The following is a 19,590-nucleotide window of genomic DNA, read 5'->3' as shown; positions in this document are numbered from 1 at the left end:
CCCCCGGTGCTTCCTTGCGCCGGGGGCTGTTTTGTATTGAAGGATCAGAAGTGATCGGGAAGATGATCGTCGTTCAGGATCTTACGTTCTACCAGCGATTTATGGTACACCGAATACTTGACGTATTTCCGGGTGATGAAGTAAGAGATGGCTGTTACAATCATGAGCGGTACAAACAATTTATACCCGCCGGAGATTTCCGCCAGCAGGAATATAGCAGTAAGCGGTGCATGCATCACCCCGGCCAGTACACCCGCCATGGCGGTAATGATGAAGTTGGGGGTGTTGAGATGGTATATACCGGTTTCGTTGACGATAAAGGAAAACAGAAAGCCTGTAAGGCCACCGGTGATCATGGATGGGGCGAATACCCCGCCGTTGCCTCCTGCACAAATGGTGAGCACGGCGCACACTACTTTAAAAAGTATCATCAGCAGGGTTATGAAAACTACGGCCCATAATTCATCACTGTACGATGCCAGCAGGGAGTGGGAAGTGATCGCGGTATAATTACCGGCCAGTAGCTGGGTAATGGTGGAATATCCTTCGCCATACAACCCAGGCAGGAGGAAGATGATGCCGCATAAGGGAATGCCGGCCAGCAACCAGGTTTTCCAGGTGGTGGCCCGCTTATGAAAGTATCCTTCGATCCACTCCACCATATTTGTCACATATACGGATACCATGCCGCAGGCAATACCAAGTGCTATATAGAATGGAATGGCCTGCACGTTCCAGCTTTCACTGGCAGTAAAGATGAATTTGCCCGGATATATGAGCTGCGATACCACAGTAGCCGTGGCGGTGGAAATAAGGAGCGGGATGAAAAAAGGGATGCTGAAATCGAGGAGGAAGATTTCGAGAACGAAAATGATGCCTGCAAACGGACTGTTAAACACCGCTGCAATCCCACTGGCTGTACCACATGCCAGCAGCAGCACGGTGTCTTTAGACGATAGCCTCAGGTCGCGCCCGGTATTGGAACCTATTGCCGCCCCGGTTGCCACAATGGGAGCTTCCAGTCCCACGCTGCCGCCAAAGCCGGTAGTGAGGGCCGCTGTGAGGATGTGGCCGTAGGTATGACGCTTCTCGATCCTGCCTTTATTGACTACAATGTTCTGAATAATAAACCCTATTCCCCGGCTTAAGCGCCCCTTGAAGAAGCGGGTAAGTACTAAAAGTGACAGGCCTGTACCTATGAGGGGGAAGATGGCCGACAGCCAGTTGCTCCCCATCCAGTTATTCATAGCCTCGGCCCTGTGCTCGAAAAATGAAACGGACACTTTCAGGGCAACTGCTGCCAGGGCAGCCATCACGCCTACAATGAAACTGATAAGTATGAGAAAGTTACGGTGGGATGTATATCTGATACGGAGCTTCCCCAGGTTTACGAGAAACCTGTAAAACTTGTTTCCTATGCCTTCCATGCGGCTAAATTACGGAAACAGGATTTAATGGGTCAGGGCTGGGTCCGGAACTCGATCTTTTCCACCACTACACCCAGCTTCTTAACGGATGCAGCGTCTGACCGGAACGACTTATCGCCGGTGAACTGGTCATATAACTTCGGATCGCCGGTATTCTGTGCCCTGAAGAGGATGTGTACGCCTTTTTTGTCAAGCGCTCCGCCATCCCAGCTCGCTACGGTACCGCCGTTGGTCCATTCGAACCCGTTGATACGGAAGCCGCGGGTATTTACTTTCTGCACTTTCTCCAGCGGATCGCCGGGTTTTATGCCGAAGGGGGATTTCCATTTGGTATTTTCCTGTCCGAAGGTGATGGACTTGGTAGAGTCTGCATAGAAGATGACAGACATTTCATTTTCCGTATCCGGATACACCACCCAGGCTTTGCCTACATCGTTCCCGTCGAAGTCAGTAGCATCGCGCAGCTCCACGTTCTCTTTGCCATACAGGGCCTGTAGCTGGTCGGGCTTCACCATGCCGAAAACAAGGCGTACATCCCAATTGCGGGTGTCTGCCGGTTCTGTTACACCAGCGGCAGATACATTGGCAGGGCCGGCAGGCTTAGCAGGAGTGCCGGCTGCAGTTTGTGTATTGGCAGGGGCGGCAGAAGCCGGGAGGTTGGTAGTGGTAACAGCATCGAGGTTAGCCGGCGGGGCTACCATCAGCGTAATGGCTTTAGGAATGGCACCGATGCGGTACAGCTCCTTCTTCTCGTCGGTTAATGCCTTGGCTTCGTCTTTATACTTATTCACCGTGTAGGTAGCTACGGGAAACACGTTGCCGGAACTGAGGTTCATGGCGCGGAGGTTGGCAATGAAGGTTTGCCGGTTACAGTCGCTGTACTGAAAAAGATATTTCAGGGCGGCATCCATGGCGGCGGGCTCCTTTTTAAGGTCCTGCATGGTTTTATCCACTTCCAGTCCGCCGGCGCCCGACCTGCTCATTTGTTCCGTCACAAATACCAGCGCGGGATCGTTCAGTTTCAGGAATTGGGCGGCCATTTTGGTAGAAATATCTTCTATGGCTGATTCCGTCAGCTTCTGGGCGGAGGCGGCAAAGGGGAGGGCAAATACGAGCAGTAAGAAAATCCGTTTCATGCGGGTGTTTTTAGGAGCTATGTGCGTATAACGCATATCATTGTCACTAAATTATGGAAATATCCCTTATTACGGCGCAAATTACATGCCCGCGATTTTTCCCGGATGTATAATTCAAATTCCCGATCCGATCATCTCCCCAAATTTGCCAGCCATACTTTTACACCTTCAAAACAAGAAGCTTATGTTATCACGTTTTACATCTATGCTGGCCCTCGCGATCTTCGCCGCCATCAACTCCTTCGGCCATGCACTCTGGATCGAGACCAGCCCCGTTGGCAAAAAAGGTCAGGCCCAGGAAGTACGCGTTTTCTGGGGAGAATTCGCCGATAAAGACATTTCTCCGCTGGATAAATGGTTTTCAGATACCAAATCATACACCCTGTCCGTAATTACCCCCGATGGTAAAGTGGTGCCCCTGCAGAGCGCACCCGGTAAGGACCACTACAAAGCGTTCTTCACTCCTGATCAGGACGGTGCCTATACCGTAGTGATGAAACATGTGGTGAAAGACGTCTACCATGGTTCCCGCCTGGATTACCATTCCAGCGCCGTGGTGCGTGTAGGTGCTGCCAGCCAGCTGGACGCTACCGCCAATAAAAATACCCTGAGCGTGTACACTGCTCCCAATACCACCCTTAAAGTGGGACAAAAGATTGATTTCTATTCACTTGTGAATCAGAAGCCCGCAGATGGACAGGAGATCGAGGTATTTGCTCCCAATGGCTGGGGTAAGAAAATGTGGGCCGACAGCACCGGTAAAGCATCCTTTACCCCCCTCTGGCCCGGCCGCTACATGGTAGAAATAGCCGGAAACGCTGAAGAAAAAGGCGACCATAATGGTAAGGCTTACGAAAAGATCTGGCGCTGTGCAACCTATTGCATTGAAGTGAAATAATTAAAATCCGTCGTACAGATTCCTTGTTTGTGCCCCAACCTCCCGGACTAACCCTCCGGGAGGTTTTTTTATGTCCTGCAGACTTATTTGTGCTATTTCTAACTAACGAAGGTTTCTCTCGGATTGCAGCCGGTTCAGACAGGTAGCTAAGTATAGGTTCAGCCTCTCAGGATTGTCGGTTGATTGTCATGTGAGCCACCTTTGAGTTACCTTTGAGATACCTTTGAGCCACCTTTGAGATACCCTATATAAGGGTGGCTTATAGGTAGCTTATAGTATGCTTCAAGGTGACTCAAAGGTGCCTTACATTAAATTTTACCGGAATGTAAATCTGGGTTACTATGGGGTTTAATGTGAGTTAAGGTCTTAACAGGGCCGTTGCACACCAGAGGAGGGGGGCCTGGCCGTGGAGGTCGCCGGTGAGGCGCTTACGGTCCAGGTAATACTGGTGGTCGTTTTTCATGTTGGTTCCTTCACAAACGTTCCGGATATCCGCATTTTCATCGAGGTAGGTGATGAGGGTAAGCCATGCTTTACGGGCGGCGGGCCCATAAGTTTTGGCATCCAGCCAGCCGTTTTTAACCCCGGAAATCATGGCAAAGGCAAACATGCCTGTGCAGGAAGTCTCTTTCCAGGAATTGGGATCGTCGATCAGCTGGTGCCACATCCCGTCGGCCGACTGGTGTTTGAGCAAAGAGGCCATCATGGTGCGGTAGGCAGCCAGTATACGGGGGCGGTTGGGATTGTCTTTGGGAACGGAGCGCAGCAGCTCGGCCATGCCTGCTGCCATCCATCCATTGCCACGGCCCCAGAAGAAGGGAGCGTTGGGCGCATGGTAAAAGAGCCCGTTGGGTTGCTGGAGGGAATCGAGGTAGAGGATCATCTCATTGGCCGCTTTGTCGATATAGGTGCGGTCGCCGGTGGCGCGGGTAGCCTGCGACTGTACGGTGGTGATCATAAACATATCATCGATCCAGAGGCGGGTTTGCCAGGTATACCCCTGGCTGTAGAACCGGTGGCTGGCGGGAACCACGCGCTTCCCTTCGGGAGGGCCCCATTGCTTGTCTGCAATATGTTTCCCGAGTTTGAGGTAGCGTTCATCTTTTGTCTGGAGGTACAGCTCGAGGGGAACGGAGCCGAAAACGGTATAATCCACATGGTCGGGCACGGGGATGAGGGTATCGCGGGCACCGAGCAGCGGCTCGAAGCGGGCAGCCAGCTGATCGCGGAGGGCGTTGTTACCCGTTACTTTAGCGAAGGTAAGGGCGCCGTACCAGGTACATGTTTCCGGGTAAGTGATAACGCGGGGAGGTACCGGCCTGCCGAAATTGGTATGCGGAGTAGCCACAAAACGTGCGGCTACTTTCTGTCCGATTTCTTCAGGAGTGGAGCCGGCAGGGAAGTTGCGCAGGGCATTTTTACCCGACTGGGCGGAGAGAGCGGAAGGCAGCAGGAGGAGAAGCCCTGCAAAGCCTTTCAGGATTATCGTTTTCATAACATGCGGAATTTGAGCAATTCCCAAGTTATGCAAACGTTTGCAAATTTGCAATATCCCGGTGCGTAGAACTACGCTTTTTCCCGAATCAGCAGTTTCACTCGTGTTTTTACAGTTGGCGGAGACTACTTTTGTAATCGCTAGTCTGATAACTACTGTTTGTTTTTCCCCAAACCCCTCTGCGAAAGCGCATCTCCCCCGGATGTGCTTTCTTTTTAAAAATATATTTGACCATATGGTACAAAATAGTATCTTTGGGTCATCAAAGCATAGATACAATGGCAGGACGGCATAAGGAATTTGATGAAGAAACCGCGCTCAGCGCGGCCACGGAAGTGTTCTGGACACAGGGGTACGATGCTGCTTCCATGGAAGATCTGCTCACCGCCATGAATATCAACAAGGGCAGCATGTACAACACCTTCGGCAGCAAGCGCGACCTCTTCGTGCGTGTGCTGGACCGGTTCTTCAAATACGCACAGCACGATATGACGGCGAAGTTCGAAGCATTTGATAACCCGTTAGACGGTGTCCGTGAAATCTTCCGGCAGGTAACCCGCCCGGCCGATCCGAAAGATCATGCGAAAGGATGCTTTCTCGTCAATACCCTCGGCGAAATGTGCGGCATGGACGAAGAGCTGGCTACAATGGCCCGCAACAAATTGCTCGACGTGGAAGGGATATATCTTAAATACCTTCGCAAAGGAGTGAAAAACGGACAGATCCGTAAAGAAGCCTCGCCTGAACTCATGGCTAAATTCCTGCTCAATATGTGGAACGGTATGAGCATTTCCCGGAGGATGTACAGCCGCAAAGCGCTGGAAGAACTGGTGGAAATGCAGCTACAGCTCCTGAAACCGTAACTTCTTTTTTGTACGGCAGCTCATCTGCCGTCTTTTTAACACCAATATTTGACCAAATAGTACAAAATTAAAAAACCAATTTTATGACACATCATCGCACCGTTTCAGTGAACGGACTGGATATCTTTTACCGCGAAGCCGGCAATCCGCAAAACCCTTCCATCCTGCTTCTGCATGGTTTTCCCACTTCATCGTTCATGTTCCGCAATCTTATTCCCGCACTGGCGGAGAAATATCATCTCGTTGCGCCTGACTTTCCCGGGTTCGGGCAGAGCAGCATGCCGGGTGTGGAAGATTATACCTATACATTCGACCAGTTGTCCGAAACTATTGACGGTTTCATTGATGCCATCGGGCTGGAAAAATACACGTTGTATGTAATGGATTACGGCGCGCCGGTGGGCTACCGTATTGCAACGCGGCGGCCTGAGAAAGTGGAAGGGCTGATCGTGCAGAACGGGAATGCGTATAAACAGGGGATGGAAGATAACTTCTGGGCGCCCATCAAAACCTTCTGGGCCAACCGGAACGATGCTGCAGCCATTGAAGGGGCCGCAGTAATGGTGCGCCCCGAAAGCACCCGGTGGCAATACCAGGATGGCGTAAAAGATCTCACGCTGGTGAGCCCGGATACCTGGACGCATGACCAGGCGCTGCTGGACAGGCCCGGTAACCGCGATATTCAGCTGGCGCTTTTCTATGATTACCAGAACAATCCTCCCCTGTATCCGCAATGGCAGGAGTACTTCCGTACCTATCAGCCTCCAGCACTGGTAGTATGGGGCAAGAACGATCAGATTTTTGTGGAAGCAGGCGCGCATCCCTACAAGCGCGACCTTAAAAATGTGGATTTCCACCTGCTGGACACCGGGCACTTTGCGCTGGAAACACACGGGGCGGAGATCGCTTCCCTGATCGACGGGTTCCTTACCCGGGAAGTAGCCCCGAAATATAATAGGGCCTGAATTTGAGGATCGTGTTGCGTATATTTATCGGCACAACCCTTTTTTACGACCATGCGCACACGATTCCTTCTTCTTTTCCTGCTGGTATTCCAGGCAGCATCCGCACAGTATTTCAAATCGGGAGACCGGGTGGTGTTTTCCGGTAACAGTATCACCCACAACGGCGATTACTGGCACAACGTGGCCTTGTATTACGCCACCCGGTATCCTTCGCTGAACGTTCAGTTCTTTAACGGCGGCATCAGCGGAGATGTGGCTTCTGGCATGATACGCCGCCTGAACAGCGATATTCTTGCCCACCGCCCCACTCACGTGGTGGTAATGATCGGGATGAACGATGTGGGCCGCCCCCTGTACGATGCCCGCCGCGCAAACGAGCCTGGTATCCGTGATAAACAACAGAACGCTATCCGTGATTATAAAAGGAACGTAGACAGTCTCGTTACTTTACTGCTGGCTGCGAAAGTGAAGGTAATTCTGCAGACCCCTTCCATTTATGACCAGACATCGAAAATGACCAGTAATAACCAGGTAGGGGCGAACGATGCATTGAAAGAGTGCGGTGAATTCGTGAAGTCGCTCACCCGCAAGTATAAGCTTCCGCTGGTGGATTACTGGCAAATGATGGTGGAAAAGAATAAGCTGGCACAATCAACGGACTCAACGGCTACCATCGTGAGTAAAGACAGGGTTCATCCTGCAGGTCCGGGGCACTTGCTCATGGGCTGGGAGTGGCTGAAAACGATGAAGGCTGAGCCTTTTGTATCGTACATGGTAATAGGAAAAAATACCGCCACCAGCCAGGGGAAAAGCAAGTTTTGTAAGATCAGCGACCTGAAAAGGAGTGATAAAGAAATTACGTTCACCATGCTGGAAAGTGCCCTGCCGTTCCCGTTGCGTAATGATCAGTTGCCTGCATTGCAACTGGCTCCTGTAGTGAACGACATCAGCCGCGAAATGCTTTTCGTGCAATACATCCAGCCGGGTAATTACACGCTCTACATCGATGATGAAAAGATAGGATCTTACTTCTCCGGTGTATTGGAAAGAGGATTGAATCTCTCTGAACTTACACAAACACCGCAATACCGCCAGGCAATGGAGGTGCAGAAACATATGGCCGAAGCCTGGAAGCTGGAAAAACTCCTGCGCGATATAAAGCTGGTTGAACACCGCTTCGCGAAAGAGCTGGATGCATTTACTGCCAACCCTGGCCAGTCGGGACTGGATTCCACCAATATCAAACGCGTAATTGCATATAAACAAAACAAGCCCCGCGAGCAGGAAATTATCCGGGAATTTGAGGCAGCATCGGTGATACCGGCAGCACTACGTACTCCGGTTACACACCGTTTTAAGATCGTGAAAGAGTAGGGGGCTTCCCTTACTCTTTTGCATCATTTACTTCTACCCAGTATCCATCGGGATCCTGCAGGTAAATCTGCTTAACACCGTCTACCCTTTGGGTAACCTTCCGGGCTTCTCCGGCCCAGTTAATGAAAGAGATTCCGGCTTTATCCAGCCGTTCGATGAATTGCTCCACCGAGGGCACACTAAAGCATATATGAGAGTTACGGTCGCCCGTGTGCGGCCCTTTCGCACCTGCGATGAGGTGGAGGTGGCTTTTAGGACCTACGGAAAACCAGGTGTGCTTACCATCGTGAAAAGGTTCGGGAATGGTGTCCAGTCCCACGAGATCGCGGTAAAAGACCGTCGACTTTTCGAGGTTTTGCACATAAAGGGCCAGGTGGTTGAGGGTGGCCCGGGTTTTTTGCTGGGCAGAAACTGCTGTAGCAGCAGCGGCCAGCAGGCATGTCAGGAGCGCTTTTTTCATAACGGGAAACAAGATAATCAATTCTGCGGCACGGGAGTTGCAATGGTAATTTGTCCGTTTACCCATATCCATTCTTCACTCAAAATTACATGGTTATGAGAAACCTGCTGGCATTCTGCTCTTTCCTCTTCCTTTTTGCATCCTGCAGCAACAACGACGATGATGATAACCCCCTGCCGGTAGCTGCGGCAATGGTATATCAGGCATCCGCACGCACTACAGGAGCTGATATGTACCTGGAACCCAATAAATTAAATAATCAGGCTATGCCTTATGGTTCCACGGTAGGGTATTTTGATGCTATACCCGGCACGCGGCAATTCAGGGTAAACCGCAGCGGAACCGGGGAAACGCTCCTCCGCGAAGCTATTCAGTTTGGTGTGAACCGCCGGTATAGTATTCTGTTCGCTGACCAGTCGTCCAGCTTCGTGAAATTCGTGGTGGAAGATGATTTCCCCAATGCGCAGGCCGGGAAGGCCTTCGTCCGATTCTTCCATCTGGCTAACGGATTAGCGGCTGTGGATGTGAATTACCTCGTAAATGCGGTTTATCAGCCCCTTTTCCCCAACCGGCCATTTGAAACGCAGGCCAGTGCGGAAAATAACGACAACTTTATTCCCATAGACGCAGGTACGCATTCTTTCGAAGTGCGTTTGAACCCCGGCGGTGTGGTACAGGTAACGCAGGCCAATGTACAACTGGCGGAAGGCCGAGTTTACACCATCTTTATTTCAGGAGATGTGCCCACGCACGCGGTAACCCTGAAAGTGGTGACCAACAAGTAAAGATTTTCTGATCCAATAAAACCCCACAACCGGTTGTCGGCTCGTCTGGCAGCCGGTTTCAGCATTTTATACTACCCTCCCGGGTGTTTTTCCCTTTTCCTGATGCTTTTTTGTACCTATTTTTGCCGCGTTGATGTTCGAACTGCAAATCTCATGAGTACCAACGTACATATTGCGGGCCTGTCCGGTAGTCTCCGGAAAGGTTCCTACAACACGGCGCTTTTACACGCCGCCCTGGCCAATCTTCCGGCAGGGATGACTTCCGAAATTGTCACATTTGATGAAGTTCCGTTATATAATTCTGACCTTGATACGGGCGAGCGGCCGGCACCGGTGCGCACCATGCGGGAGCAACTGGCGAAGGCCGATGCTTTCCTGATCGTATCTCCGGAGTATAACTATTCCATCCCCGGGGGATTGAAGAACGCCATTGACTGGGCCAGCCGGGGAACCGATGCTCCTTTAATGCATAAGCCGGTTGCACTGATGGGGGCTACGCCGGGTATGTGGGGAACGGTACGGATGCAGCTGGCATTCAAACCGGTATTCCAGTTTCTGGACATGAAGCAGATAGCCAAACCGGAAGTGCTGGTAGCCCAGGCTCCATCGAAGTTCGATGATAACGGCAACCTGACTGACGAAAAGATTAAAGAGCTGGTGTACCGCTCGCTGGAAGCACTCCGCGACCTTACGCTGCAACTCCGCAAATAATTAATGGGGGCAAATGGCTAAATTCGCCCCTTCAATACAGATAACATAATATATGTCAAACAGCTTGTATGAATTCGGCATGATTGGTCTGGGGGTAATGGGTCGCAACCTGTTACTCAATATGGCGGATCATGGATTTGCCGTAATCGGCTTCGACAAGGATACCGAAAAGGCGAAAGCCCTGGAAACTTCCGCTACCGCTGGCACCCGTGTAAAAGGTGTGGTATCATTGGAAGAAATGGTAGGACAGCTTCAGCGCCCCCGCAGGATCATGATGCTCGTGCCGGCAGGTAAGCCTGTAGACGATGTACTTGCATCGCTGCGGCCATTGCTGGAAGAAGGCGATATCGTGATTGACGGCGGTAACTCCCATTTCACCGATACCCTTCGCCGGGTAGAGGGGATGAAAGGTTCCGGGTTCCATTTTATGGGCGTGGGTGTTTCCGGCGGAGAGCAGGGCGCACGCACCGGTCCCAGCATTATGCCCGGTGGCGACCAGGAAGCATATCAGCATGTAAAACCCATGCTGGAAGCTATTGCAGCTAAAGTGAACGGGGAGCCCTGCGTGGCTTACCTCGGCAAAGGCGCTGCAGGCCATTATGTGAAAATGGTTCACAACGGCATCGAATACGCCATCATGCAGCTTATCAGCGAAAGCTACCGCCTGCTGAAATCTGCCGGCCTCAACAACGATCAGCTCCACCAGGTATATAAAGAATGGAACGCCGGCGAAATGCAATCGTTCCTCATCGAAATTACTGCCGACATCTTCCTGCAGCCCGACGATAAATCCGGCCAGCGACTCATCGATGTAATCCTCGATAAGGCAGGCTCCAAAGGCACCGGTAAATGGACTTCCCAGGAAGCGATGGACCTTGGCGTACCCGCTACCATTATCGATACTGCAGTATCCATGCGCAGCATTTCGGCTTATAAAGACGAAAGAGTGCAGGCAGCAAAAGTATATGCTGAGCCTAACATCCCCGTACCGGCAGAAAAGCAGCTGTTCATCAACCAGGTGAAGGATGCCCTGCAGTTTGCCACCATCATGTGTTATGCACAGGGTATGGCCATGCTGCGCACCGCATCGGAAGCACACGATATGCAGATTCCCCTGCCAGAAGCTGTAAAAGTATGGCGTGGCGGTTGCATCATCCGCTCCTTACTGCTGGGTACATTCTACACGGCGCTGAAAGAAGCCCCGGAAGTTCCCAACCTGTTACTGAACAAAGCAGTGGCTGAAATTGTCAAATCTAAAGAACATAACATGCGCGCCGTGATCGTGCAGGCCGCTCAGGCGGGACTGCCTGCTGCGGGCTTCATGGCGGCGCTGTCGTACTTCGACGCTTACCGCTGCGGAGTAATGCCCACTAACCTGGTGCAGGCGCAACGCGATTATTTTGGCGCACATACTTATCAGCGAATAGACATGCCAGGCAGTTTTCACACCAACTGGCAACACCATTAATCTTTTACGTTTTTTATGCAACAACATAAGCGCCCCCCTGCTTCCATCCTCTTTATTTTTGGCGGCAGCGGCGACCTGAACTACCGGAAACTTACACCCGCGCTGTACAACCTCTTCCTCGATGAGTGGATGCCGGACCGGTTTGCCATCGTAGGTATCGGCCGCACGGAGTACTCCGATGAGAAATACCGTGGCCACCTGCAGGAAGGGCTGGACAAGTTTTCCCGCCGCAAAGCGGAAGACAGTCACTACGGTGAATTTTTCCAGCACGTTAACTACCTCCAGCTCGACGCGGGCGATATCGCTTCTTACCAGCGTATCGCAGACTACGTGTGCAAGAAGGAAGAGGAGTGGGGTGTGCATCCCAACGTGATCTTTTACCTCGCCGTAGCGCCACAGCTGGTGCCGTCTATCGCGCAGGAACTGGGCACGCTCAACCTCTGCAAAGAGAAGAATACCACCCGCATTGTGATCGAAAAGCCCTTCGGGCATGACCTGGAGAGCGCGCATGAGCTGAACGATCTGCTGACAGGGCTGTTTGCAGAAGAGCAGATCTTCCGTATCGACCACTACCTCGGTAAAGAAACCGTACAGAACATCCTCGCACTCCGCTTTGCCAACGCATTGTTTGAGCCGGTATGGAACCGTCATTACATCGATCACATCCAGATCACCGCCGCAGAAAGCGTAGGGCTGGAAGGGCGTGGCGGATATTACGAGCATTCCGGCGCCCTGCGCGACATGGTGCAGAACCACATCCTGCAGCTCATGTGCATGGTTGCCATGGAAGCGCCGGTTTCCTTCGAGGCCAATGAAATCCGTAATAAGAAAGTAGACGTGCTCAACGCTATCCGTCCCCTGAAAAAGGAAGACGTGCATGAGTATGCCGTACGCGGACAATACGGAGCCGGCTGGATGAAAGGCAAGCAGGTAACGGGCTACCGTGAAGAGAAGGGGGTGAATCCCCAATCCAACACGGAAACATACGCAGCCGTTAAATTCTTTGTTGACAACTGGCGCTGGCAGGGCGTACCTTTCTACGTGCGCACCGGCAAATTCATGCACCAGAAATCGACCCATATCACCATTCAGTTTAAGGAGGCTCCTACCTTTGCATTCCCTGCTGAAGCGGCAGAGTCCTGGCGCAATAACAGGCTTACCATCAGCATTCAGCCTGAAATGGATATCCGTATCCGCTTCCAGGCCAAGCGCCCGGGACAAACGATGAGCCTCGATCCGGTAAATATGACCTTTACCTACGAGAACAGCGACGATCATACGCCTGAAGCTTATGAAACACTGCTGCTCGATGTAATGGAAGGAGATGCCACGCTCTTCATGCGTGCCGATCAGGTAGAATCTGCCTGGAAGGTGATCATGCCCATCCTCGAAACATGGGAAAACCGCCAACCTGTTGATTTCCCGAACTATGTTCCGGACTCTTGGGGGCCTGAAGATGCTGACGCACTCATTGCCCGCGACGGGCATTCCTGGATCAATCTGCCACCGGAAAAAAAGTAAAGCATGGAATTACACATCGCCAATAATACCCAGCAGCTGAGTGAAAACCTGGCCGCGTTCATCACGCAGTATATCCAGGAAAAGCTGCAGCAGCAGGAACAATTCACCTTCGCCCTTTCTGGTGGTAACACGCCCAAAGCGCTTTATAACCTGCTGGCAAAAGAGCCGTACGTTAATATGATCGAATGGCGCCGTGTTCACTTCTTCTGGGGAGATGAGCGTGCCGTTCCTTTCGAAGACGCACGGAACAATGCCCGCATGGCTTACGATGTACTCCTTGATAAAGTAGGCGCACTGCCTGAAAACATCCATGTGATGCGGACGGACATTGAACCTGAAGCTTCCGCGAAGGAATACGAAAAAACATTGCACAAATATTTCGACGGAAAGGAAAATACCTTTGATCTGGTACTGCTCGGTATGGGCGACGACGGGCATACCCTGTCCCTCTTCCCCGGCCTTCCCATCGTCCATGAAAAGAAAGCATGGGTGAAAGCCTTCTGGCTCGAAGCACAGGACATGTACCGTATCACCCTCACAGCGCCCGTTACCAACCTCGCCTCCTGTGTCATATTTATGGCTACCGGCGACGGGAAAGCGCTGACGCTGAAGAGCGTGATTTCAGGGGAGCCTGATCCCGACAAATATCCTTCCCAGCTCATCCGTCCTGAAAACGGCCAGCTTCACTGGTTTGTGGACGAAGCGGCGGCAGGAGCCTTACAACTATAAGGATACCTTACTATTGCGAATGTGCATTGGAGTAGAATAAAATCTTAACTTCAGTGCACATTTGTAATTTATACCCGGTTGAAAATACTCATACTCTTCGCCCATCCGGCATTTGAGCGGTCGCGCGTGCATGCACGGCTTCTGAAGGCGGTACGTACACTGCCCGGCATTACCATTCGTGATCTGTACGAAACCTATCCCGACTTCGATGTGTTCCCTAAAGTGGAGCAGCCCATCCTCGAGCAGCATGATCTGATTATTTTACAGCATCCTTTTTACTGGTACAGCGGTCCCGCTTTGCTGAAGCAGTGGATGGACCTGGTGCTGGAGCATGGCTGGGCGTACGGCAAGGATGGTACCGCGCTGCAGGGGAAGTACCTCATGCAGGTGATATCCACCGGTGGCAATGCACATGCATATTCCGCCGAAGGGCATCATGGTCACGCTGTATATGATTTCCTGTTACCTTTCCGGCAAACGGCCGCCCTTTGCCATATGGAATACCTCCCGCCTTATGTGGTACCCGGCTCGGCACATATCGAAGAGGCGGACCTGGCGCGATATGCAGACAGCTACGTACAGCTCCTGCAGGGCCTCGCCTCCAAAACTACTGATCTCAAAGCGTTACAGCAGATGCCGGAAGCGAATATGCTTCTCAACATGCCCGGCCTGCTGTCTGCACCATCCCGCTGAACCCTGTAAATCCAAAATATGTCGAACGAATCCTTCTTTTATCAGGCGCTTGTGTATCTGGCAACCATGGTGGTGTTTGTACCGCTGGCCAAGAAGCTGAACCTCGGCTCCGTGCTGGGATATTTACTCGGGGGTATTATAATCGGTCCGGCCCTGCTGGGGCTGATCGGGCAAAGCGGGCAGGACCTTATGCACTTTGCAGAGTTTGGCGTAGTGATGATGCTGTTCCTCATCGGCATGGAGCTGGAACCTTCATTGCTCTGGAAGCTGCGTGCCCCCATCCTCGGACTGGGCGGACTGCAGGTGGTGATAACAGCCGTGGTGCTGGGAGGGCTGGCCATTGCCTTCGGGTTACCCTGGAACCAGGGGCTCGTAATCGGTATGATCCTCTCACTGTCATCGACAGCTATAGTATTACAGATACTGACCGAAAAAGGGCAGATGGGTTCCGGTGCGGGGCAGAGTGCCTTTTCCGTATTACTCTTCCAGGATATCGCCGTAATACCCATGCTGGCCATTTTCCCCTTGCTGGCACCGGCAGGAGCAACGGTAGCAGCTGAAGAAAGCGGTTCGCTCATCGCACATCAGCCTGCATGGGCTAAAACACTGATCGTATTAGGAGCTGTTGCCGGGCTGGTAGTAGGAGGGCGGTATGTGGTGAAGCCCGTGTTGCATATTGTAGCGCGCACCCGGCTCAGGGAGCTGTTTACGGCCTCTGCGTTGCTCCTTGTAGTAGGGATTGCCGTGCTAATGACGCTGGTAGGGCTTAGTCCGGCGCTGGGGGCTTTCCTTGGGGGAGTCCTCCTTGCCAACAGCGAATACCGGCACGAACTGGAAAGTGATATAGAGCCGTTTAAAGGTCTCCTTCTGGGATTGTTCTTTATCGGTGTTGGGGCTACCATCAATTTTCAACTCATCATACACTCGCCCTGGATCATCGCCGGACTGGTTTTCGGGATCATGATCGTGAAGTTCCTCGTGCTGCTGGGGCTGGGTAAACTGTTCAAACTCGGGAAGGAGCAAAATCTGCTCTTCTCTTTCGCACTGCCACAGGTAGGTGAATTTGCGTTTGTATTGTTCTCCTTCTCAGCCGGGGCGAAACTGTTGCCGCAGGAGTTGGTGGATATGATGATGGCCGTGGTAGCCATTACCATGGCGCTTACCCCGCTGATAATGCTGGCTTACGAGAAATGGATACAACCACGGTTTGAAGGGGCTGGAAAGCAACAGGATGAGCGCGAACCGGATGAGATAGATGAACGGAATGCGGTGATCATCGCCGGGTTCGATCATTTCGGTACCGTAGTGGGCCGTTTCCTCCGCGCCAGTGGCGTCCCTTCCACCGTACTCGACCTCGATTCCGACCGGGTAGATCTCCTGCGCCGTATGGGGCTTAAAGTGCATTATGGAGATGCTGCACGGTTTGACCTCCTGAAATCTGCCGGAGCAGAACAGGCCTCCATCATTGTAATTGCCATGGCCACACCCGAGAAGAACCTGGAAGTGGTAGAAGCGGTGAAGAAGCATTTTCCGCACCTGCGGATGATGGTACGCGCAGTGGATAATGCCGATGCGTTCGACCTGATGAACGCCGGCGTACTGCATATTTACCGAGAAACCATCGATACATCCCTGCGGATGGGGACGGATGTGCTGGAACAGTTGGGGAGAAGGGCTTATCAATCCCAGCGTGCCGCGCGGATGTTCCGCCGGTTCGATGAGAAATCGCTTAAAGGTCTTTCCGCCTTCCGTGATGATAAGCAATACGTGAATGCTGCGAAAGAGAGAATAGAGGAATTGCAGAAGCTGATACAGGCAGATGCCTATACCAATATGATGATTCGGGATACCGGGTGGGAGCGCGATAATGCGGAAGAGCGTAATTAATGTTCCTGCTCTTCCGACCTGTTCTTACCTTCTGTTTCCAGCTCAGCCAGTTTCTTTTTACCATACGCCCAGCGTGTGATAAGCACATACAATACCGGTACGGTAAAAATCCCCAGCAGTGTTGCAGCCAGCATACCGCCTACTACGGTAAACCCGATGTTTACCCGCGAAGCGGCACCCGCACCTTGTGAGAACACGAGTGGCATCACGCCGAGGATGAAGGCGAAGGAAGTCATAAGGATGGGGCGGAAACGGAGGGACACTGCTTCCAGGGTGGCCTGGATCAGAGGCATCCCCCTGTCTACCCGCTCTTTACAGAACTCCACAATCAGAATGGCATTCTTGGCGGACAAGCCAATCAGCGTAATCAGCCCGATCTGGGAGTATACACTGTTGGCTTGCCCGGTAAGCCATATCGCAAGAATGCTTCCGAATAAGGCTACAGGGACAGCCAGAAGTACAGAGAATGGGACAGACCAACTTTCATATAATGCAGTTAACAGCAGAAACACGAAGAGAATAGACAACATGAAAATGAGAAAACTCTTGTTGCCCGCTTCGATTTCCTGCCGTGAGATATTTGACCAATCGTATCCGAAATTAGAAGGCAGCACTTCGGCAGACACTTCTTCCATAGCCTTGATGGCATCTCCTGAGGAATAGCCCGCCTTGCTGGTACCACTGATCTCCGCCGAACGGTAGAGGTTGAAGTGGTTGATAACCGGCGCACCGGCACCCATATTGTATTTAATGAGGGTACTGAGGGGGACCATGGTGCCCGAAGCATTCCGCACGTAGTAATATTGCAGCTGGCTGATGTTTTTCCTGTATGTGGTATCAGCCTGCAATACAACACGGAAGCTCCTGCCAAACCGCGTGAAATCATTCACATACATTCCTCCGAGGAATGTTTGCAGTGCACTGAACACATCGTTGACGGCTACGCCCATCTGCTTACACCGTTCCCTGTCTACCTCCACATTATACTCCGGAGTGGAAGCGCTGAAGAATGCGTATGCCATGGCTATTTCCGGACGCTTGTTTGCTGCAATCAGCACATTCTGCAATACCCTCGCGAATTCCGTGATATCATTACCAGTTCGTTGTTCCAATACATAGGAGAAGCCGGAGGAGGTACCAAGCCCGCGCAGTGTAGGGGCAGGTATGGCAAGTGCCGTAGCTCCGTTGAGTTGTGCGAGTTTACCCTGTATCCTGCCTATAACAACGTTCATGTTTTGCCCGTTGGCATACCGCTCTTCCCAGGGCTTTAGATTTACGAACCAGGTAGCGGAACTGGGTTTTACAGCGCCACCGCCTATAAAGTTCATACCGGTTACTGCCATATAGTGCTGTACGGCGGGGTCTTCGGATAGCATTTTATTTACCTGCTCCGCCATTTCACGCGTTCGCATGGAAGAGGATGCATCCGGCAGATCAAGCGCCAGGAACATGGCTCCCATATCTTCCTGCGGTACGAAAGTGGAAGGCACTTTCTTAAACAGCAGGTAGGCCGCGCCAAACAGGATGCCCATGAGGATTAATACAAAAGCAGTTTGCTTGATGGCCCTCCGCACCCCATTGGTATAACGGTGGGTGAATTTCTCAAACCATGTATTGAATTTGTAATGCAGTTTACCAAGGCCTTTTGATTTGTTGTCCAGCTTTGAGGGGCGCATCATTACTGCGCACAGGGCAGGTGTGAGGCTCAGCGCAAGGAAGGCGGAAAGGATTACTGAGAATGCAATTGTTAGTGCGAATTGCTGGTAGAGCTTACCGCTCACTCCGGGTATGAAGGCCACAGGTACGAACACCGCAGCCAGAATAAGGCCGATGGCGATTACCGGGGCCGACACTTCTTCCATCGCTTTGAATGTAGCATCCCGGGGAGACATACCATTGGCATCAATATGATGCTGGACCGCCTCCACCACCACAATGGCATCATCCACCACAATCCCGATTGCCAGTACGAAGCCGAACAGCGTAAGGGTATTGATGGAGAAGCCCAGCAGCATGAAGAAGATAAATGTGCCGATCAATGATACAGGGATAACGAGGATGGGGATGAGGGTGGCCCTCCAGCTTTGGAGGAAGATGTAAACTACAATCACCACGAGCGCCAGCGCTTCCATGAATGTCTGAATCACTTCGCTGATAGAGATCCGAACGAACGAAACTGTTTCGAACGGTACCATCCACCCAATATCTGTAGGGAATGTTTTTTCCAGTTCTTTCATGCGGGCTTCCACACGGTCGGCCACATCAAGGGCATTGGCGCCGGGGGTTAGGTAAATACCCATCCCGGTACCGGTTTTGCCATCAGCCTTTACATCAATCGCATAACTGAAAGATCCCAGCTCCTGCCGGGATATGTCTGACAGGCGCACAAGCGATCCTGTATTGGGATTGGAAGCCACGATAATATCGCCGAACTCCTCTGAAGTGAGGAGGCGGCCCCGCACCTTAACGGTGTATTCGAATGCCTGATCCTTATTGGCGGGAGGTGCACCTATGATACCGGCGGGCGCCTGTGTATTCTGTTCCTGTATGGCGCGTGCTACATCTGCCGGACTGAGCCCCAGGTTGGCCATCTTGTTTGGGTCAAGCCAGATGCGCATGGAGTAGTCGTTGGAGAATGCCTGCACGTCGCCCACACCGTTTACGCGGGATATTTCCGGTTTGAGGTAGATGTTCAGGTAGTTGTCGAGGAAAGCTTTACTGTGTGTGCCGTTGGGGGAAAGGAGAGCCACAACCATCAGCATATCGTTCGAACGCTTCTTAGTGGTAATACCTACGCGGCGCACATCATCGGGCACGCTGGGAGAGGCGATACTAACGCGGTTCTGTACATCGAGGGTAGAAATATCGGGATTGGTGCCAATCTCAAAAGTAACCGTAATACTCATGGAGCCGTCGTTGGCACTGGCCGACTGGATATACATGGCACCGGGAGTACCGTTCACCTGGTTCTCTATTGGGGTGGTCACGGTTTCTTCCACTGTGGTGGAGTTGGCACCGATGTAGCTGGCGCTTACAGAAACCGTAGGCGGCGCAATGTCGGGTAACTGAGCTACCGGCAGGTTGATCATGCAGATGAGGCCAACGATCACCATTATGATGGCGATCACGATCGTTGTGTTTTTCCTTTCTATGAACGTTTTCGCAATCATGGTGCCTT

Annotated in this window: 16 protein-coding genes; 11 read left to right on the top strand and 5 right to left on the bottom strand. The window is 52.0% G+C overall.

Going from position 1 to position 19,590, the window contains the following annotated elements:
- Positions 1-44: 44 nt before the first annotated feature.
- Together DEV76_RS01060 and DEV76_RS01055 are read right to left on the bottom strand one after the other, a co-directional pair.
- Positions 45-1,427 (bottom strand): chloride channel protein, encoded by a 1,383-nt coding sequence (locus DEV76_RS01060; RefSeq protein WP_109694220.1) that lies wholly within the window; start codon positions 1,425-1,427, stop codon positions 45-47.
- A gap of 32 nt (positions 1,428-1,459) precedes the next feature.
- Positions 1,460-2,563: a type IV pilus assembly protein FimV gene (locus tag DEV76_RS01055; protein ID WP_157962647.1), complete on the bottom strand. Its 1,104-nt coding sequence runs from the start codon at positions 2,561-2,563 to the stop codon at positions 1,460-1,462.
- A gap of 184 nt (positions 2,564-2,747) precedes the next feature.
- Between DEV76_RS01055 and DEV76_RS01050 the strand changes: the two genes are divergently transcribed.
- The gene (locus DEV76_RS01050) at positions 2,748-3,461 is read left to right on the top strand and encodes a DUF4198 domain-containing protein (RefSeq protein WP_157962646.1); all 714 of its coding nucleotides are present in this window, start codon (positions 2,748-2,750) and stop codon (positions 3,459-3,461) included.
- A gap of 358 nt (positions 3,462-3,819) precedes the next feature.
- On the opposite strand, the gene DEV76_RS01045 is transcribed toward DEV76_RS01050, so the two are convergent.
- Positions 3,820-4,956, bottom strand: a complete 1,137-nt coding sequence (locus tag DEV76_RS01045) for a glycoside hydrolase family 88/105 protein (RefSeq protein ID WP_109694213.1) — start codon at positions 4,954-4,956, stop codon at positions 3,820-3,822.
- 278 nt (positions 4,957-5,234) lie between these two features.
- On the opposite strand from DEV76_RS01045, the gene DEV76_RS01040 reads away from it, so the two are divergent.
- From DEV76_RS01040 to DEV76_RS01030, 3 genes are all read left to right on the top strand, one after another.
- Positions 5,235-5,819, top strand: a complete 585-nt coding sequence (locus DEV76_RS01040) for a TetR/AcrR family transcriptional regulator (RefSeq protein ID WP_109694211.1) — start codon at positions 5,235-5,237, stop codon at positions 5,817-5,819.
- 83 nt (positions 5,820-5,902) lie between these two features.
- Positions 5,903-6,784: an alpha/beta fold hydrolase gene (locus tag DEV76_RS01035; protein ID WP_109694209.1), complete on the top strand. Its 882-nt coding sequence runs from the start codon at positions 5,903-5,905 to the stop codon at positions 6,782-6,784.
- A 51-nt stretch (positions 6,785-6,835) separates the two neighbouring features.
- Positions 6,836-8,158, top strand: a complete 1,323-nt coding sequence (locus DEV76_RS01030) for an SGNH/GDSL hydrolase family protein (RefSeq protein WP_109694207.1) — start codon at positions 6,836-6,838, stop codon at positions 8,156-8,158.
- A 10-nt stretch (positions 8,159-8,168) separates the two neighbouring features.
- Here DEV76_RS01030 and DEV76_RS01025 read toward each other — a convergent pair whose 3' ends face one another.
- Positions 8,169-8,618, bottom strand: a complete 450-nt coding sequence (locus DEV76_RS01025) for a VOC family protein (protein ID WP_109695335.1) — start codon at positions 8,616-8,618, stop codon at positions 8,169-8,171.
- Positions 8,619-8,713: 95 nt separating this feature from the next.
- On the opposite strand from DEV76_RS01025, the gene DEV76_RS01020 reads away from it, so the two are divergent.
- The 7 genes from DEV76_RS01020 (at position 8,714) to DEV76_RS00990 (ending at position 16,412) form a co-directional block, all read left to right on the top strand.
- Positions 8,714-9,403, top strand: a complete 690-nt coding sequence (locus DEV76_RS01020) for a DUF4397 domain-containing protein (RefSeq protein WP_157962645.1) — start codon at positions 8,714-8,716, stop codon at positions 9,401-9,403.
- A gap of 153 nt (positions 9,404-9,556) precedes the next feature.
- Positions 9,557-10,114, top strand: a complete 558-nt coding sequence (locus DEV76_RS01015; RefSeq protein WP_109694203.1) for an NADPH-dependent FMN reductase — start codon at positions 9,557-9,559, stop codon at positions 10,112-10,114.
- A gap of 52 nt (positions 10,115-10,166) precedes the next feature.
- A complete protein-coding gene (gene gndA / locus DEV76_RS01010; protein WP_109694201.1) occupies positions 10,167-11,582 on the top strand; it encodes an NADP-dependent phosphogluconate dehydrogenase in 1,416 nt (471 codons plus the stop codon).
- Positions 11,583-11,597: 15 nt separating this feature from the next.
- Entirely contained in the window at positions 11,598-13,103 is a 1,506-nt protein-coding gene (zwf, locus tag DEV76_RS01005; protein WP_109694199.1) for a glucose-6-phosphate dehydrogenase, read from the top strand.
- 3 nt (positions 13,104-13,106) lie between these two features.
- Positions 13,107-13,832 (top strand): 6-phosphogluconolactonase, encoded by a 726-nt coding sequence (gene pgl / locus DEV76_RS01000; RefSeq protein ID WP_109694197.1) that lies wholly within the window; start codon positions 13,107-13,109, stop codon positions 13,830-13,832.
- Positions 13,833-13,910: 78 nt separating this feature from the next.
- The gene (gene kefF / locus DEV76_RS00995) at positions 13,911-14,525 is read left to right on the top strand and encodes a glutathione-regulated potassium-efflux system oxidoreductase KefF (RefSeq protein ID WP_109694195.1); all 615 of its coding nucleotides are present in this window, start codon (positions 13,911-13,913) and stop codon (positions 14,523-14,525) included.
- Between the two features lie 18 nt (positions 14,526-14,543).
- Entirely contained in the window at positions 14,544-16,412 is a 1,869-nt protein-coding gene (locus tag DEV76_RS00990; RefSeq protein WP_109694193.1) for a monovalent cation:proton antiporter-2 (CPA2) family protein, read from the top strand.
- Here DEV76_RS00990 and DEV76_RS00985 read toward each other — a convergent pair.
- Positions 16,409-19,582 carry an efflux RND transporter permease subunit gene (locus DEV76_RS00985; RefSeq protein WP_109694191.1) on the bottom strand — a complete coding sequence of 1,058 codons (3,174 nt, stop codon included), beginning with the start codon at positions 19,580-19,582 and terminating at the stop codon, positions 16,409-16,411. The two genes, DEV76_RS00990 and DEV76_RS00985, sit on opposite strands and share 4 nt — an antisense overlap.
- Positions 19,583-19,590: the final 8 nt, after the last annotated feature.

The sequence above is a fragment of the Chitinophaga deserti genome (assembly GCF_003149455.1).
Taxonomy (GTDB): domain Bacteria; phylum Bacteroidota; class Bacteroidia; order Chitinophagales; family Chitinophagaceae; genus Chitinophaga; species Chitinophaga deserti.
Note: the sequence above shows the minus strand (reverse complement) of the source record. Positions and strands in the feature narration are given on the sequence as shown.

Bases quoted from the DNA above. Each gene is read 5' to 3' on its own strand.
- DEV76_RS01060 (WP_109694220.1), bottom strand. From the start codon at position 1,427: ATGGAAGGCATAGGAAACAAGTTTTACAGGTTTCTCGTAAACCTGGGG.
- DEV76_RS01055 (WP_157962647.1), bottom strand. From the start codon at position 2,563: ATGAAACGGATTTTCTTACTGCTCGTATTTGCCCTCCCCTTTGCCGCC.
- DEV76_RS01050 (WP_157962646.1), top strand. From the start codon at position 2,748: ATGTTATCACGTTTTACATCTATGCTGGCCCTCGCGATCTTCGCCGCC.
- DEV76_RS01045 (WP_109694213.1), bottom strand. From the start codon at position 4,956: ATGAAAACGATAATCCTGAAAGGCTTTGCAGGGCTTCTCCTCCTGCTG.
- DEV76_RS01040 (WP_109694211.1), top strand. From the start codon at position 5,235: ATGGCAGGACGGCATAAGGAATTTGATGAAGAAACCGCGCTCAGCGCG.
- DEV76_RS01035 (WP_109694209.1), top strand. From the start codon at position 5,903: ATGACACATCATCGCACCGTTTCAGTGAACGGACTGGATATCTTTTAC.
- DEV76_RS01030 (WP_109694207.1), top strand. From the start codon at position 6,836: ATGCGCACACGATTCCTTCTTCTTTTCCTGCTGGTATTCCAGGCAGCA.
- DEV76_RS01025 (WP_109695335.1), bottom strand. From the start codon at position 8,618: ATGAAAAAAGCGCTCCTGACATGCCTGCTGGCCGCTGCTGCTACAGCA.
- DEV76_RS01020 (WP_157962645.1), top strand. From the start codon at position 8,714: ATGAGAAACCTGCTGGCATTCTGCTCTTTCCTCTTCCTTTTTGCATCC.
- DEV76_RS01015 (WP_109694203.1), top strand. From the start codon at position 9,557: ATGAGTACCAACGTACATATTGCGGGCCTGTCCGGTAGTCTCCGGAAA.
- gndA (WP_109694201.1), top strand. From the start codon at position 10,167: ATGTCAAACAGCTTGTATGAATTCGGCATGATTGGTCTGGGGGTAATG.
- zwf (WP_109694199.1), top strand. From the start codon at position 11,598: ATGCAACAACATAAGCGCCCCCCTGCTTCCATCCTCTTTATTTTTGGC.
- pgl (WP_109694197.1), top strand. From the start codon at position 13,107: ATGGAATTACACATCGCCAATAATACCCAGCAGCTGAGTGAAAACCTG.
- DEV76_RS00990 (WP_109694193.1), top strand. From the start codon at position 14,544: ATGTCGAACGAATCCTTCTTTTATCAGGCGCTTGTGTATCTGGCAACC.
- DEV76_RS00985 (WP_109694191.1), bottom strand. From the start codon at position 19,582: ATGATTGCGAAAACGTTCATAGAAAGGAAAAACACAACGATCGTGATC.